This is a genomic window from Kribbella sp. VKM Ac-2569 (assembly GCF_004216905.1).
In the GTDB taxonomy this organism is placed as follows: Bacteria; Actinomycetota; Actinomycetes; order Propionibacteriales; family Kribbellaceae; genus Kribbella.
In genome coordinates, this window is record NZ_SGXJ01000007.1 from 171213 (window position 1) to 186595 (window position 15383).

Below are 15383 nucleotides of genomic sequence, written 5' to 3' on the forward strand. Positions count from 1 at the left end.
AATCCGCCCACCACTGCGCCCGCGCGGCGGCGATGGTCGCCGCCGCCAGAGCCACCACAGCACCCCCCACCCGGATGGACTGGCGACTTTGTGCACCGTTCGACCATTTCCGGCGCCAGAATTTGACTGAACCGTGCACAAAGTTGGGGATTGAGGGGCGTGTCATGCGGTTCGGCGGAGGGTTAGGAAGGCTCGGTGGGGGGTGCGCCAGTCTTCGGTGGGATGGAGGTGGGTTGTGCGGGCGTGGCGGATGAGGGCGCGGGTGCCTACTCTTGCCCAGGGCAACGGGGTGGAGCGGCGGCCGGTGGAGCTGCGGAGGACGATCGGCGTGATGTCGTCGAGATCGTCGTCCGGATCGACCTCGACGAGCACGAGACCGTCGGGGCGCACGAGCTCGGCGCAGCGACGCAGCAGATCGGCCGGATCACCGCCGATCCCGATGTTCCCGTCCATCAGCAGCACGCTGCCCCAGCGCCCCTCACCCGGCAGCCGATCCTGCACCGGACGATGCAACGCCGAGGCGCCACGCGACGTGGTGAGCGAGACAGCCCGCGGCGACACATCGACCCCGAGCGCTGGGATGCCGCGTTCGGCGAGCGCAGTCACGATCCGTCCCGGACCGCACCCGATGTCCAGCACCGGCCCCTCGCATCGACTCAGCGCGAGCCGATCCACGTCGTCCGCCGGCGCCGTCCAGCGATCCACCTCGGACAGCGACGGCACAGTCCGTCCATCGATGCCGGTGGCAACAACTCGCGCCGTACCGCCGAGTGCCTGCTCGAACAGCAGTCCCGGATGTGCCGCATGCTGCAGCCGCCGGTACAGCCGTGACACCCGCAACGACGGGAACTCGTCAGCGAGGTACGCCGCATCCCGCGGCGTGTCCATGTCCCGCAGCGTCGGCAGGATCTGCACGCGCAAACCCAACGCCAGCAGCCGACGGAGCTGATCCCGCCCGGTGTGGTCGGTCGACATCGGTACGCCGACCAGCGCACGCGGATCCGGCGTACGGAGCCCGAGGCACCAGTACCCGCCGTCCTCGGTCAGCCCCAGTACGGCGTCATACCCGGACCACTCGAACCCGAGCAGCTCCGGCCGCAGCTGCGGCGTGTCCATCCCAACGAGCAGCATCGGCGTACCGTCGTACACGTCCTCGAACGCCGCCGCGAGCCGCTCGTCGAGCCCGCCACCGCGTTGCGCCACGACCTCGAACCCCGGCGGCAACCAGGGCCCCGGTTCACCCTCGAGCACGATCACCCGCCGCGTCGCGGGCGCGAACTGGACCGCGCTGAGCGTGTCGACGAGCGACGCCCGCGCCAGCGCCGCCGCCTCCCGCGCTGTGAACTCGCTCTGCAGCCGCGTCTTCACCCGCCCCGGCACCGGCGCCTTCGCGATCACGATCACCGTGCCGCGCTTCATCGCGCCAAAACCTTCGACATGTCGAGTACGGCGCGCGCGGCGCCGAGCGGCGTACCTGTGACCTTCGAGCGCCCCGAGCGCGGGAGGTAATCGACGTCGACCTCAGCGATCCGCCACCCGGCGTCGGCGGCGCGGACCACCGTCTCCAACGGGTATCCGGACCGTCGATCCGTCAGCCCGAGTCCGAGCAGCGCGGTACGCCGCCCTGCACGCATCGGACCGAGATCGTGCAAGGCGACGCCCGTACGGCGCCTGATCCGCCGGGACAGTTCCGCGTTGGCCAGCCGGAGATGCCACGGCCAGACCTGCCGCGACACCGGCCGCCGGCGACCGACGATCAGATCCGCGCGGCCGGCAGCGACCGGCGCGGTCACCCGGACCAGCTGCCGCGGATCGAGCGAGGCGTCCGCGTCCATCACCGCCACGATGTCCGCGTCGGCCGCCTCCAGACCGGCATGACACGCAGCGCCGTACCCCTTGATCTCGCACTGGACAACGGTCGCGCCCAGTCGTGCGGCGACGGCGGCCGAGTCGTCGGTGGAGCCGTTGTCGACAACGATGGCGCGGACGCCGGGCGGGAGCCGTTCGAGGACCCAGGGCAGGGCGGCCGCCTCGTTCAGGCACGGCAGGACGAGATCGACGGACATTCTTCGACGGTAAGGACGAACCCGCGTCGTCAGGGCGCGAACACGACTACGGGTCGCTTACGGCGTACTGCGTTCCGGCGCTGGTGCGGCTCCGGGACGGGCGGAGGATCTACGCTCGGACCGTGGCTACTCGTGTTCTTGTGGTGGACGACGACCCGACCGTGTCGAACGTCGTCTCGGCGTACCTGACGAAGGCCGGGTACGACGCCCGCGTGGTCGCGGACGGCGCCTCGGCGGTCGAGGTGTGGCAGCAGTGGAAGCCGTCGGTCGTCGTACTGGACGTGATGCTGCCCGGCCTCTCCGGACTCGAGGTGCTGCGCCGGATGCGCGCGGCCGACGACGGTGCCGCGGTGATCATGCTGTCCGCGCGCGGCGAGGAAGAGGATCGGCTGGTCGGGCTCGAGGTCGGCGCGGACGACTACGTGGTCAAGCCGTTCAGCCCGCGGGAGCTGACACTGCGGGTGCAGGCGATGGTACGGCGGGAGGAGCGCCTGGCCGGGCTCGATCTGACGCCGACCAAGCTGAGCGCGGGGCCGGTCATGGTCGACACGGCGGCGCGGCGTGCGTACCTCGGCGAGGACGAGCTGTCGCTGACGCACCGGGAGTTCGACCTGCTGGCGTACCTGGTGTCGCACGCGGGCAAGGCGTACACGAAGGCCGAGTTGCTCCGCCGCGTCTGGGGCTGGGACTTCGGCGACTCGTCGACCGTCACCGTGCATGTACGGCGGTTGCGGGAGAAGATCGAGGCGGATCCGTCCGACCCGAAACTCGTGCTGACCGTGCCGCGGACCGGGTACTTGTTCGCTGGTGACGCCTGATGAACAGAGATATGGCGACGATCCTGGCGCTCACCACGCTCTGGACGCTCGTGGTGGCGGCGGTCGGGGCGGTCGTGCTGTGGCGGTTCCGGCGGCGGTCGTTGCGGATCACGATGATCGTGGCGGCGCTGGCGCCGATGGCGGGCGCGCTCGCGGCGGTCCTGCAGAGCGTGCGGGCGATGTTCATCTCCGAGCACGACTCGTGGGTGGTGCTGTGGACGCTGGCGTTCGCTGCGCTGCTCGGGTTGGCGATGTCGGTGCTGCTCGGGCACTGGATCACTGTGGGGTCGCGCGATGTCGGACGGCGGTTGCGTCATCTCGGTACGTCGTACGAGCCGACGGAAGCTGCTGGTGTTGTCGTCCCGGCGGAGCTGGCCGCGTTGACGAACGAGTTGGAGATGACGCGGAAGAAGCTCGCCGCGTCGCATCAGCGGGAACGGGCTCTGGAGACGAGCCGGCGGGAGCTGGTGGCGTTCATGTCGCATGACCTACGGACGCCGCTGGCCGGGTTGCGGGCGGTGTCCGAAGGGCTCGAGGACGGCGTGATCGACGACGTACCGGGGGCGTTGCGGCAGATGCGGTCGACGGTCGACCGGATGACCGGGTTGGTGGACGACCTGTTCGAGCTGTCGCGGTTGTCCACGGCGCCGCCACCGCGCCGACGGTCGGCGGTGAGCTTGCGGGAGCTGGCCGAGGACGTCGCGGGGGAGAACAACGAGCATGCGCGGGCGGAAGGCGTTCAGCTGGCCGTTTCGACGCCGGGTGACGACGATCGGCTCGCGGTACAAGGGGATCCGGACGAGTTGACGCGCGCCGTCACCAACCTGGTCGGCAACGCGATCCGCCACACGTCGGCGGGTGGGACGGTGACGTTGACGGTCGATCGCGAGATCGACGGACGGGTCCGGCTCGCGGTGACCGACGGTTGCGGCGGGATTCCGGCTGACGATCTGGAGCGCGTCTTCGATGTCGGCTGGCGCGGCGATGAGCAGCGCACGCCCGACGCGGGCGGCGGCGGTCTGGGGCTGGCGATTGCACGAGGTGTGGTCGAGTCCCACGACGGGAAGATTGCCGTCAGCAACGTCGACGGTGGTTGCGCGTTCGAGATCGACCTCCCGCCGGTGCTAGCGAGCCGAGTGGAGTAGATCCTCGAGACCAGCTTGCAGGTCGTACGCCGGCTTCCAGCCGAGCTCGTTCTTCAGGCGGTCGGACGAGGCGGTGATGTGCCGGACGTCGCCGAGGCGGTACTCGCCGGTGACGACGGGCGGCCGGCCGCCGTACGCACGGGCCAGCTCGGCCGCGACCTCACCGATCGTGGTGACGGTCCCGCTCCCGACGTTGTAGGCCGCGAACGGTGGCTGGTGGGGGAGCGCGGTCGCCGACAGCGTGACTGCGGCTGCGACGTCGCGGACGTGCACGAAGTCGCGACGTTGACGGCCGTCCTCGAAGACACGTGGCGTCTCGCCACGTTCGAGTGCGGAGCGGAAGATCGCGGCAACTCCGGCGTACGGCGTGTTGCGCGGCATGCCGGGCCCGTACACGTTGTGGAAGCGGAGTGCGGTGACGCGGCCGCCCGTCTCGCGGGCCCAGGTGGCGGCGAGATGCTCACCGTTGAGCTTGCTGGCCGCGTAGGCGTTCCGCGGATCCAGCGCGGCATCCTCGGTGACGAGGCCGGGGCGGAGCGGTGCGCCGCAGTGCGGGCAGGGCGGCTCGAAGCGGCCTTGTTCGAGGTCTTCGGTACGTCGGGGGCCCGGGGCGACCTGTCCGTGGTCGTCGCAGTCGTAGCGGCCCTCGCCGTACACGACCATCGAGCTGGCGTAGACAAGGTTGCGGATCTTGCCGAGGGACTTCAGGAGGACCGCCGTACCGAGGCTGTTGGAGGAGACGTAGTCGTCGATGTCGTCGAGATGGACGCCGAGGCCGACCTTCGCGGCCAGGTGGATGACGGTGTCGATGCCGTCCAGTGCCCTGGTCACGACGTCCGCGTCGCGGATGTCGCCGACGATCAGGCCGGGGCGGCTCGCGGGGCGTGAGGCGTGCACGTCCGGGCGGAACGAGTCGAGAACGGTGATTTCGTGGCCCTCGGCAATGAGTTGGTCGTGGACGTGGGTACCGATGAAGCCGGCGCCGCCGGTGAGCAGGACTCTCATGAGTGGTGGCACGTGCAGTCGGTGTCGGGCTTCGGGAGTTGCGCGATCACGTTCGTCAGCAGCTCGCGGAGGCGCTCGATGCTCTGCTGGAAGGCCTCGAACACCTCGGCCTGGGTGACGCCGGTGCCGGTCTCCACGCCCGCGTCGTGGTCGGTGACGACGGCGATCGACGTGTAGCAGAGCGCGAGTTCGCGTGCGATGGCTGCCTCGGGTGCGCCGGTCATGCCGACGACCGACCAGCCCTGCGCCGCGTGCCACTGCGACTCGGCCCGGGTCGAGAACCTCGGTCCGTTGATGACCACCATCGTGCCCTCGGGTACGACGTTGCCCGCGGCAATCACCGTGGCGCGGCCGACGGGGCAGTACGGATCCGCGACGGACGTGTGGACCACCGGCGCCTCGTCGTACACCGTGTGCGCCCGGCCCCACGTGCGATCGACGTACTGGTCGGGGACCACGAACGTGCCGGGGGTCAGCTCGGGCTTGAGCGATCCGACCGCGCAGGGACCGAGGACCTGGCGGACGCCGAGCTCGCGCAGCGCCCACAGGTTCGCGCGGTAGTTCACACGGTGCGGCGGGAACCGGTGGTCGGCGCCGTGCCGCGGTATGAACGCGACCTCCCGCCCGTCGAGGTCACCAACGAGCGGCGGCTCGCTGGGTGCGCCGTACGGCGTGTCGATCTCGATCGTCTCCGCACCGGACAGAAACGAGTAGAACCCGGACCCACCAACCACACCAATCTCAGCCATACCCCGACGCTAATGCCGCCCCACCCCACCAATCACCCCAACGAACCCCACCGTCACCGCTCCGTAAGCGCCCTCCACAGCAACTTTGAGAACCCACCAACCAAATTCCCGCGCGATTTTTGGTTGGTGGGTTCTCAAAGTTGGGCTCCAGAGCGGGGGTTGGCGGCCTGGGGCGTGGTGGGTGATCGAATGGGGGTGTGGAGATCTCCTGGGTGCTGCTCGCGGTGGGCGCGGTGCTGCTGCTGTTCGGCGCCTACGCGAGCTGGACCGCCGGTCGGCTCGACCGGCTGCACCACCGCGTGGAACTCGCCCGCGCATCGCTGGAGACCGAGCTCGCGCGACGTTCCGCGCTGGTCGCGGAACTGGCCGGCAGCGACATCCTCGACCCGGCCTCCGCGCTCCTGCTACTCGACGCGGCCCACCGTGCCCGGGCAGCCTCACTCGACGCGCTCGAACTCCGCGAACAAGCCGAGTCCGCCCTCACCCGCGCAATCCATGCCACCGGCACCGACATCGAACCCTGGTCCGGCGAACTCACCCTCGCCATGCGCCGAGTCCAACTGGCCCGCCGCTTCCACAACGACGTCGTCGTCTCCACCCGAGACCTCCGCCACCGCCGCCTGGTCACCTGGTTCCGCCTAGCCGGCCACGCCCCCATGCCCACCACCATCGAACTGGAAGACGGCAACTGACGCGTGCTAGCGTCGACGGCGGACGTACGAAAGTCACGGTCCGGTAGGTAGTCCGGATGGCGGTTCGACCGCTCGTACAGAAGCTCTCCGGTGCGTCCCTTTTCGATCAAGAGAAGGGACAACCGTCATGCATGTAGTAGTCATCGGTGCCGGCCTGGGTGGTCTGGCGCTCGCTCAGGGCCTGCGCCGCGCCGGGATCAGCGTTGCCGTTTACGAGCGGGACGCAACGCCTGTCATCCGCAACCAGGGGTACCGGATCCGGATCGATCCCAACGGCATTGCCGCGTTGCGCGCGGTGCTGAGCAGATCGGCGTACGACGTTTTCGTTGCGACGGCCGGTACGCCGGGTGGGGTGACGGCGACGTACGACCACGAGCTGAATCTCCTGCACCGCTTCGAGCAGCCTCCGGTGCCAGGGCTGCCCGGTGGCGGGAATCTTGCGGTCAACCGGCAAACGTTGCGGGAGATCCTGCTCGCGGGGCTGGACGGGGTGGTGCGGTTCGGGGCTCGGTTCACCCGGTTCGAGTCGGGGCCGGATGGCGTCACGGCGCACTTCGAGGACGGGTCCGTGGCGGTCGGCGACGTACTGGTGGGGGCTGACGGGGCCGGGTCGGTGACGCGGCGACAGTTGTTGCCTGAGGCCCGGGTCGTGGATGCGGGGCTGCGGTTGCTGTACGGGAAGGCGGCGTTCGGGGCCGAGGAGCTGCTCGGGTTGTGGACGACGGTTGTGGGTCCGGGGAAGCGGTTCGTCGGGCTGGCGCCGGTGCGGTTCGGGGAGGCTCCGGGCAGGACGCCCGGGTTGTCGCCGGTGACGGACTACCTCACGTGCGTGTTCGGAGCACGGGTCGAGGAGTTTCCGTGCTCGGACTTGGTCGCCTTGTCCGGGTCGGAGTTGCGGGCAGTCGCTCTCGCGATGACCGACGGGTGGCATCCCGCCGTACGGGAGGTTCTTGCCGGACAGGACGCGATCTTTCCGGTGACGGTGCGCTCCAGCGTGCCGATCGGTCCTTGGGAGACGAGTCGCGTAACGCTGCTCGGGGATGCGATTCACGTGATGAGTCCGGCGATCGGGGTCGGTGCCAACACCGCGCTGCGCGACGGGCAGGTGCTGGCCGCGCGGATCCGCGAGGCGGCGGGCGGGCGGCCGGTGGTCGAGGCGTTGCGGGAGTACGAGGCGGAGATGGTGGGCTACGGTTTCGACGCGGTGCGTGACCCGGCACGGCGCGGGCACGAGTTGGTCGGCCAGAACCCGTTGGAGGACGCGAAGTGAGCGGCTTCGAGGAGGATGTTGAGCGGTATCGGCATGAGCTGCGGGTGCACTGCTACCGGATGCTCGGGTCGTACGACGAGGCTGAGGATCTGGTGCAGGAGACGTTTCTTCGTGCGTGGCGGGCGATGGGGGAGTTCGAGGGGCGATCGTCGGTGCGGGCCTGGTTGTACCGGATCGCGACGAACGCGTGCATCGACGTACGGCGTCCTCGTCGGGTGTTGCCGTACCAGTTGGAGCCGGCCTCGTTTCCCGCTACAGCTCTGCCGGCGCGGGAGGATGTGCCGTGGTTGCAGCCGTTTCCCGACGTACTGCTGGATCGGGCCGAGGAGCCGGACGCGGTCGCGATCCGGCGCGAGACGATCGAGCTGGCGTTCCTGATCGCGATCCAGCACCTGCCTGCGCGGCAGCGCGCCGTACTGATCTTCCGTGACGTCCTGGGTTGGTCCGCCCGCGAGACCGCAGCCGCTGTCGACCTGTCCGTGGCAGCCGTCAACTCAGCCCTGCAACGGGCGCGTCCTGTCCTTCGCGAGCATCTACCACCACATCGCTCCGAGTGGTCGGCGCGCGACACCTCCGAAGACGAACGCAAACTCCTCCAGCGCTACCTGACCGCCTGGGACAACGCCGACCCCACCGCGCTCGCCGCCCTCATGCACGAAGACATCCGCATCACGATGCCGCCGTACCCGTTCTGGTTCGAGGGCCGCACCGACGCGATCCGCTCGCTGATCCCGAACCTCACCCCGACGTACCGCGGCCACTGGCACTTCATCCCCACCACAATCAACCGCCAACCCACCCTGGCCGCCTACCTCGAACACCACCTCTTCGCCCTCGACATCTTCCGCATAGAGTCCAGCCTGATAGCCGAAATAACCGCCTTCGAAACCACAAACCACCAGCTGTACAACCTGCCCGAGAGCTACTTCGCGTCGGAGTAGGTTTCGACGGTGGCGGTGGTGAAGGCGAAGTTGGTGGGGGTGGGGCCGAAGGTCAGGGTGCCGGCGAGGTTGCTGGCTTGTTGGATGGCTTCGGTTACCTGGTCGGCTTCTTCGGTGGGGCAGTGGACTATGACCTCGTCGTGCTGGTGGAAGACGAGTTCGGCCTTGAGGGGTGTCAGGGACTGGCGGAGGGCGGCCAGGAGCAGGAGTGCCCAGTCCGCGGCGCTGCCTTGTACTACGAAGTTTCTGGTGAAGCGGCCGCGGGCCCTCGCGTGGCGCGGGTCTGTGGTGGGGATATCGGCGGGTGGCCCTTCGAGGAGGGCTTCGTCGAGGGGGTGGCCGCTGGGTGGGCAGGTGCGGCCGAGGTAAGTGCGGACCAGTCGGCCTTCCTCGCCCGCGCGGGCCGCGTCGTCGACGTACTGGACTGCGTGCGGGAATCGTTTGCGCAGCATGGCGAGGTTCTTGAGGCCGTCGCCGGACGTCTGCCCGTAGATCGCACCCAGTACGGCGATCTTCGCCTGCGCCCGGTCCCCGGAGAACGCCTGGTCTGAAACGGCCTTGTAGAGATCACCGGGATCGCTGGCGACCTCCATCAGCGCGCGGTCGCGGGAGATCGCGGCGAGGACGCGCGGCTCGAGCTGCGACGCGTCGGCGACGACGAGCCGCCAGCCGGGGTCGGCGACCACCGCGCGGCGGATCACCTTCGGGATCTGCAGACCGCCGCCGCCGTTGGTGATCCATCGACCCGACACCGTGCCACCCGGAAGGAACCCGGGCCGGAACCGGCCGTCGTGGACCCAGTCGTTCAGCCAGCTCCAGCCGTTTGCGGTGTAGATCCGGTAGAGCTTCTTGTACTCCAGCAGCGGCGCAACCGCAGGATGATCGACATGCTCGAGCTCCCACTTCCGCGTCGACTTCACCTGGTGCCCGGCCTGCTTGAACGCCTTCAGTACGTCGGCCGGCAGCTCGGGCCGCACGCGATGCCCGAACGCCGCGGAGATCTCGTCCGCGAGCTCGGTCAACCGGCGCGGCTCGCCCGAACCAGGGAACCGTTCACCGAGCAACTCGCTCAACAGCTCCCGATGCGCGGCCGCGCTCCACGGCAGCCCGGCCTGATCCATCTCCGCGGCGACGAGCATCGCGGACGATTCCGATGCCGTGAGCAACCGCATGCGATCCGGGTACTCGGCCAGATCGTGACGTCGGAGTTGGTCGGCGTACACCCGGAGCAACGCCTCGAACGGGATCGGCTCGACGGCGATCTCGAACAACGACGACTGCTCACCCGGTACGACGGCACGCAGCGGCGGATCGGGTGGGACCGGACGGCCGCTCAACCGCGCCCACGCGGCGGCCGCCGACCGTGGTTCGCCGAGCCGGCCCTCGTGGCCGAGGAGCAGGCCCTCGGTGTTCTCGATGTCGTAGCACCGCTCGACCCGCACGCCGGCGGCCAGCAACCGCGGATAGATCTCGCTCGACGAACGCCAAACCCACCGCGTGACCTGCGGCCGCGACGCGACGGCCGCGACCAGATCCGGCTCGCGCAGGATCTCCCCGGCCGGCTGCCCGTCCGGATGCAGGGCCACGAGCATCGCCCCGCCGCCCTCCTCCGCAGCGATCAGCCACCGTTCGTCCATACCCGAATCCTCACACCCGCCACCGACAGCCCCAACCTTGAGCACCCACCATCCGTTTCGAGGGCCAGAAAACGGTCGGTGGGGGCACAAAGACGGCGGATCAGGCCAGTTGTGGGAGACTGGACTTATGTGGCGGGCGGGGGATCTGGAGGCGGCGGACGGGACCAAGACCGAGCAGGTCGAGGGGCTCGTGCTGCGGCGGATCGAGCGGGGCGACCTGTCGATCGGGTCGCGGTTGCCGTCGGAGCGGGTGCTGGCGGAGCGGCTTGGGGTGAGTCGCGTGACCGTCGTACGCGCGCTGGAGAACCTCCGGCGCGACGGCGTACTGGAGACCAAGCGTGGCTCCGGGACTGTGGTGCGTCCGCTGGACCGGCTGCTGGACCCTGTGGCGCCGGCGTCGACGGTGACAGCGGGGGACCGGCCGGTGCTGGACCTGCGGTTCGCCACGACGGCCGCGCCGCATGACGTCGCTGAGGCCGCCGCACAGATCGTGCAGGACGGGCTGCCACAGGCCATGGGAGGTGACGGACCGCCACCAGGTGGATCGCAGGAGCTCAGAGCGGCATTGGCCGAGCGCCTCACCGCAGAGGGCGTGCCGACCGAGCCGGAGCAGCTGACGCTCACCGTAGGCGCAGCAGCCGGTCTGAACGCCGCACTGGCCGGGCTGGACCTCGGACCGGGCGTGGCGATCACCGAAACCCCGACGTACCCGGCTGCCTTCGACCTGCTCCGCAGACACCGCCTCGACGTAGCAGGCTGGCCCGCAGGTGTCTGGGACACCGACCAGCTCGCTCACCTCTGCAGGCGCCACCGGCCGAAGGTCATCTACCTGCAGGCCGACAACCACAACCCGACCGGCCTCAGCCTGCCAGCCGATCGCCGTCAAGCTGTGGTCGAGATAGCACGCAGGTACGGCGCTGCTCTGATCAGTGACGAGACGATGCGGCCGCTGTGGTTGGCGAGCGGGGCGCAGGCCGAACCACTGAGCCGCTACCCGCGCACCGTGAGCGTCGGCTCGCTGTCCAAGACGGTGTGGGGCGGACTGCGCGTCGGCTGGGTGCGTACGGGCAAGCAACTCCGCAGGCGGATCAACACCGCGGCACAGCTCAGTGTGGCGTCGCCGAGTGCGCTGGACGATCTCCTGGCCCGGGCGATCGTGCCAAAGCTCGACAAGGTGATCGGCCGCCGCAGGACGAGGCTGCGCGCCAACCTGAACGCCCTGGAGACCGGACTCCGGACCCTCGACGGTGTGGCATGGCCCACGCCGACGGGCGGTATGACGCTCTGGCTCGAGCTGACCGAAACCAGGGCCCGCCGCGTCCTGGATGCGGCCCGCGAGCAGGGGCTGCTGCTCGGCGCCGGCGACCTGTTCACGCCGGACGCGACCGACCGCCGGCACATCCGGATCCCGTTCACGGCCCCGCCGGCCACGCTGCGGCTCGTGGTCGCCCGGCTGGACGAGGTACTTCAGTCCACTTGATTCCGGGTGGACTGAAGATCGATGCCCGCCACCTCCTAACCTGGAGCTGAGGCCCACGACCAGGAGGATGCAGTGACCGAGAACGAGACCCCGCAGGTTGGCACCGCCAAGGTGAAGCGCGGCATGGCGGAGATGCTCAAGGGCGGCGTGATCATGGACGTCGTCACCGCCGAGCAGGCCAAGATCGCCGAGGACGCCGGCGCGGTCGCGGTGATGGCGTTGGAGCGGGTCCCGGCCGATATCCGCGCGCAGGGCGGCGTCTCCCGGATGAGCGACCCGGACATGATCGACTCGATCATCAGCGCGGTGTCGATCCCGGTGATGGCCAAGGCCCGGATCGGTCACTTCGTCGAGGCGCAGGTGCTGCAGAGCCTCGGGGTGGACTACATCGACGAGTCCGAGGTGCTCACCCCGGCCGACTACGCGAACCACATCGACAAGTGGCAGTTCACCGTGCCGTTCGTCTGCGGCGCGACCAATCTGGGCGAGGCGCTGCGCCGGATCACCGAGGGCGCGGCGATGATCCGCTCCAAGGGCGAGGCCGGCACCGGTGACGTGTCCAACGCGACCACCCACATGCGCCAGATCCGCCAGGAGCTCCGCAAGCTGCAGAACCTCCCGGAGGACGAGCTGTACGTCGCGGCGAAGGAGCTGCAGGCGCCGTACGAGCTGGTCAAGGAGGTCGCCGCGCTGGGCAAGCTGCCGGTGGTGCTGTTCACCGCGGGCGGGATCGCCACCCCGGCCGACGCCGCGATGATGATGCAGCTCGGCGCCGAGGGCGTGTTCGTCGGCTCCGGCATCTTCAAGTCGGGCAACCCGGCGCAGCGCGCGGAGGCGATCGTCAAGGCCACCACGTTCCACGACGACCCCGACGTGATCGCCAAGGTCTCCCGCGGTCTGGGCGAGGCGATGGTCGGCATCAACGTCGACGAGATCCCGCAGCCGCACCGGCTCGCCGAGCGCGGCTGGTAAGGCTGATCGACCCGCTTGCGGGTGGGTGAAGGGTTCTGCGGTGGCGGTCGGTTAGCGTCGGGGCGTGTTGCTGCCTGAGTCGTCGGTGCCGGGGGCGGATCTGCCTGTCCGGGCGGTTCTGCCTGCCACGGTCGATGCGGTGCGTTCGCGTGGCACTGCCGTGCTGGTAGCGCCGCCTGGCTCGGGGAAGACCTCGCTGTTGCCGCTTGCGCTGGGCGACGCGCTCGGGGGCACGATCATCGTCGCCGAGCCGCGCAGGATGGCGACCCGCGCGGCTGCGGCCCGGCTGGCGATGCTGGTCGGCGAACCGCTCGGGCAGCGGATCGGCTACGCGATGCGCGGTGAACGCAGCGGCGGCAAGGGCCTCCGTGTCGAGGTGGTGACGACAGGGCTCCTGGTACGCCGTCTGCAGCAGAACCCGGAGTTGCCGGGGGTCGCCGCGATTGTGATCGACGAGTGCCACGAGCGGCACCTCGATGCCGATCTGCTGCTCGCGTTCTGCGTCGACATCCGGGCGAACCTTCGCGAAGACCTGGCGCTCGTCGCGACCTCGGCCACGGCGGACACGATCAGGCTGCGTAGCGCATTGGGCTCGGAAGTTCCGGCGCCCGTGATCACCGCGTCTGCCGCGCTGTTCGACGTGGCGATCGAGTGGGCCCCGCCACCGGTTCCCGTGCCGCTGCTTCCCGGTGGGCGGGTCGACCCGCGCCTGCTGGATCACGTCGCGGCCGTCGTCCGGCGTGCACTGATCGAGAACGACGGGGACATTCTTGTGTTCGTCCCGGGGGAGGCCGAGATCAACGGTGTGACTCGCCGGTTGGCCGGTCAGAATGTCCTGCCGTTGTTCGGTCGCCAGTCCAGGGCTGAACAGGACCGCGCGCTGGCGCCGGCCGCCACCCGCCGGATCGTGGTCACGACGTCGGTCGCGGAGAGTTCGCTGACCGTGCCCGGGGTCAGGGTTGTGGTCGACTCGGGTCTTGCCCGGGAGCCGCGAACCGATCAATCCCGTGGCCTCGGCGCGTTGGTCACCTGCCGGGTTTCGAGATCGTCGGCCGACCAGCGAGCGGGTCGCGCCGGGCGGGAGGCGCCCGGCCGGGTCTATCGGTGCTGGTCTGCGACCGACCACTCGCATCTCGACGATCACGCGGCGCCGGAGATCGCGACTGCCGATCTGGCAGCCTTCGCCCTCGACCTCGCGGCGTGGGGTGCGCCCGCTGGTGACGGTCTGACCTTGCTCGAGGCGCCGCCGGTGGTGGCGATGACCGCGGCCACCGAATTGCTGCGTCGCCTCGATGCCCTCGACGTCGGCGGCCGGATCACCGAGCGGGGCCGGCGGATGGCGGCGATCGGGGCGCATCCCCGGTTGGCCCGTGCGTTGCTGGACGGGACGCCGCGGGTCGGCGCCGACCGGGCACGCGAGGTCGTCGCGATGCTCTCGGACGACTCCGGCCGAGACTTCGGCGATGATCTACCGGCCCGCTGGCGAGCCCTCCGCCGCGGCGAGGACCGCGGAGCCACGGCGCGCTGGCGAGAAGAAACCAAGCGTCTCGGCCGAGGCACGACGACCGCATCGCCTGGTCCGGAGCCGCGCCTAGTAGCGGACGATCTTGCGGCGGGGATTGTGGTGGGTCTGGCGTATCCGGATCGGATCGCGCGGGTCCGGGGGGCCGATTCGGCGACGTACCAGATGTCTGGTGGTACGGGGGCTGCGCTGGATCCGCAGTCGCCGTTGCGGACCACGACCTGGCTGGCGATCGCGGCTGCTGACCGGGCACCGGGCCGCGCCGACGCCAGGATCCGTTCCGCGGCGCCGATCGATGAGCAGACCGCGCGAGACATCGCGGGCGACCTCGTCTCGACCACCGACCAGATCCGCTGGGACGACGGCCGGGTCGTGACGCGGCGCGTCGAGGCGCTCGGCGCGATCGTGCTCAACGACGTCCCGCTGGCAAAGCCCGACCGGCTGCTCGTCCAAGCGGCCGTCCGCGACGGTATCCGGCGCAGCGGTCTGTCCGTACTGCGCTGGTCGGAGGCCGCACTCGCCTTGCGGGAGCGGCTCGCGTTCTGCCATGCCCACCTCGGAGCCCCGTGGCCTGCGGTCGACGACGAGGCGCTGCTGGCCGATCTCGACGAATGGCTGGGGACCGAGCTCGCCTCGGTGCGAGGCTCGCGCGACCTTGCCCACATCGACGTGGCTTCGGCGCTCCGGCGACTACTGCCGTGGCCTGCAGCAGCCCGGTTCGGCGAACTCGCACCGGAACGGCTCCAGGTCCCATCGGGCTCCGAGGTGCGACTCGCGTACGACGGTGTCGAGCCACCGGTGCTCGCAGTGAAGCTGCAGGAGGTATTCGGCTGGACTGCCACTCCAGCCGTCGCGGACGGTCGTGTCCCAGTCGTTCTGCACCTCCTGTCGCCCGCACGGCGCCCGGTCGCGATCACGAGCGACCTCGCGTCTTTCTGGAAGCAGGGCTATCCACAGGTCCGAGCTGACCTGCGAGCCCGCTACCCCCGCCATCCGTGGCCGGAAGATCCACTCACCGCCATCCCGACCAAGCGACTGAAACCTCGCTGACGTTGCCTGAAGTAGCCTGGGCGGGTGATAAGCAAC

General features: G+C 69.8%; 13 protein-coding genes. 8 read left to right on the forward strand and 5 right to left on the reverse strand.

Translation table 11 applies throughout. The annotated features are described in order from the left end of the window. Positions 1-162: 162 nt before the first annotated feature. Positions 163-1419: a DUF2064 domain-containing protein gene (locus tag EV649_RS37070; protein ID WP_130388381.1), complete on the reverse strand. Its 1257-nt coding sequence runs from the start codon at positions 1417-1419 to the stop codon at positions 163-165. After that, complete coding sequence (locus tag EV649_RS37075) at positions 1416-2066, reverse strand: glycosyltransferase family 2 protein (protein WP_130388382.1); 651 nt, start codon at positions 2064-2066, stop codon at positions 1416-1418. Before EV649_RS37075 ends, EV649_RS37070 begins: the two co-directional genes overlap by 4 nt. A 122-nt stretch (positions 2067-2188) precedes the next feature. Here EV649_RS37075 and EV649_RS37080 point away from each other — a divergent pair, with 122 nt between their 5' ends. Next, the gene (locus EV649_RS37080; RefSeq protein ID WP_130388383.1) at positions 2189-2884 is read left to right on the forward strand and encodes a response regulator transcription factor; all 696 of its coding nucleotides are present in this window, start codon (positions 2189-2191) and stop codon (positions 2882-2884) included. Then, a complete protein-coding gene (locus EV649_RS37085) occupies positions 2884-4029 on the forward strand; it encodes a HAMP domain-containing sensor histidine kinase (protein ID WP_130388384.1) in 1146 nt (381 codons plus the stop codon). Before EV649_RS37080 ends, EV649_RS37085 begins: the two co-directional genes overlap by 1 nt. Here EV649_RS37085 and EV649_RS37090 read toward each other — a convergent pair. Both EV649_RS37090 and EV649_RS37095 read right to left on the reverse strand, forming a co-directional pair. Then, entirely contained in the window at positions 4009-5034 is a 1026-nt protein-coding gene (locus tag EV649_RS37090) for an NAD-dependent epimerase/dehydratase family protein (RefSeq protein ID WP_130388385.1), read from the reverse strand. The two genes, EV649_RS37085 and EV649_RS37090, sit on opposite strands and share 21 nt — an antisense overlap. Next, complete coding sequence (locus tag EV649_RS37095) at positions 5031-5783, reverse strand: S-methyl-5'-thioadenosine phosphorylase (RefSeq protein WP_130388386.1); 753 nt, start codon at positions 5781-5783, stop codon at positions 5031-5033. Before EV649_RS37095 ends, EV649_RS37090 begins: the two co-directional genes overlap by 4 nt. 197 nt (positions 5784-5980) lie before the next feature. Between EV649_RS37095 and EV649_RS37100 the strand changes: the two genes are divergently transcribed. The 3 genes from EV649_RS37100 to EV649_RS37110 all read left to right on the forward strand — a co-directional run bounded on the left by EV649_RS37100 (position 5981) and on the right by EV649_RS37110 (position 8686). Continuing rightward, positions 5981-6475 (forward strand): hypothetical protein, encoded by a 495-nt coding sequence (locus tag EV649_RS37100; protein ID WP_241999142.1) that lies wholly within the window; start codon positions 5981-5983, stop codon positions 6473-6475. A gap of 127 nt (positions 6476-6602) precedes the next feature. Beyond that, complete coding sequence (locus EV649_RS37105) at positions 6603-7745, forward strand: NAD(P)/FAD-dependent oxidoreductase (protein ID WP_130388387.1); 1143 nt, start codon at positions 6603-6605, stop codon at positions 7743-7745. Next, a complete protein-coding gene (locus tag EV649_RS37110) occupies positions 7742-8686 on the forward strand; it encodes an RNA polymerase subunit sigma-70 (RefSeq protein WP_130388388.1) in 945 nt (314 codons plus the stop codon). The genes EV649_RS37105 and EV649_RS37110 overlap by 4 nt, the downstream gene beginning before the upstream one ends. Here the strand turns inward: EV649_RS37110 and EV649_RS37115 are convergent. After that, positions 8668-10323, reverse strand: a complete 1656-nt coding sequence (locus EV649_RS37115; RefSeq protein WP_130388389.1) for a bifunctional 3'-5' exonuclease/DNA polymerase — start codon at positions 10321-10323, stop codon at positions 8668-8670. The two genes, EV649_RS37110 and EV649_RS37115, sit on opposite strands and share 19 nt — an antisense overlap. Before the next feature lie 127 nt (positions 10324-10450). On the opposite strand from EV649_RS37115, the gene EV649_RS37120 reads away from it, so the two are divergent. The 3 genes from EV649_RS37120 (at position 10451) to hrpB (ending at position 15347) form a co-directional block, all read left to right on the forward strand. Then, a complete protein-coding gene (locus EV649_RS37120; RefSeq protein WP_130388390.1) occupies positions 10451-11803 on the forward strand; it encodes a PLP-dependent aminotransferase family protein in 1353 nt (450 codons plus the stop codon). 72 nt (positions 11804-11875) lie between these two features. Next, positions 11876-12775 (forward strand): pyridoxal 5'-phosphate synthase lyase subunit PdxS, encoded by a 900-nt coding sequence (pdxS, locus tag EV649_RS37125; protein WP_130388391.1) that lies wholly within the window; start codon positions 11876-11878, stop codon positions 12773-12775. A gap of 64 nt (positions 12776-12839) precedes the next feature. Beyond that, positions 12840-15347 carry an ATP-dependent helicase HrpB gene (gene hrpB, locus EV649_RS37130; RefSeq protein ID WP_130388392.1) on the forward strand — a complete coding sequence of 836 codons (2508 nt, stop codon included), beginning with the start codon at positions 12840-12842 and terminating at the stop codon, positions 15345-15347. The last annotated feature ends 36 nt before the right edge of the window (positions 15348-15383 follow it).

Coding starts and splice junctions, on each gene's coding strand:
- EV649_RS37070 (WP_130388381.1), bottom strand. CDS start 1,419: ATGAAGCGCGGCACGGTGATCGTGATCGCGAAGGCGCCGGTGCCGGGG.
- EV649_RS37090 (WP_130388385.1), bottom strand. CDS start 5,034: ATGAGAGTCCTGCTCACCGGCGGCGCCGGCTTCATCGGTACCCACGTC.
- EV649_RS37115 (WP_130388389.1), bottom strand. CDS start 10,323: ATGGACGAACGGTGGCTGATCGCTGCGGAGGAGGGCGGCGGGGCGATG.
- EV649_RS37120 (WP_130388390.1), top strand. CDS start 10,451: ATGTGGCGGGCGGGGGATCTGGAGGCGGCGGACGGGACCAAGACCGAG.
- EV649_RS37075 (WP_130388382.1), bottom strand. CDS start 2,066: ATGTCCGTCGATCTCGTCCTGCCGTGCCTGAACGAGGCGGCCGCCCTG.
- EV649_RS37095 (WP_130388386.1), bottom strand. CDS start 5,783: ATGGCTGAGATTGGTGTGGTTGGTGGGTCCGGGTTCTACTCGTTTCTG.
- EV649_RS37105 (WP_130388387.1), top strand. CDS start 6,603: ATGCATGTAGTAGTCATCGGTGCCGGCCTGGGTGGTCTGGCGCTCGCT.
- EV649_RS37085 (WP_130388384.1), top strand. CDS start 2,884: ATGAACAGAGATATGGCGACGATCCTGGCGCTCACCACGCTCTGGACG.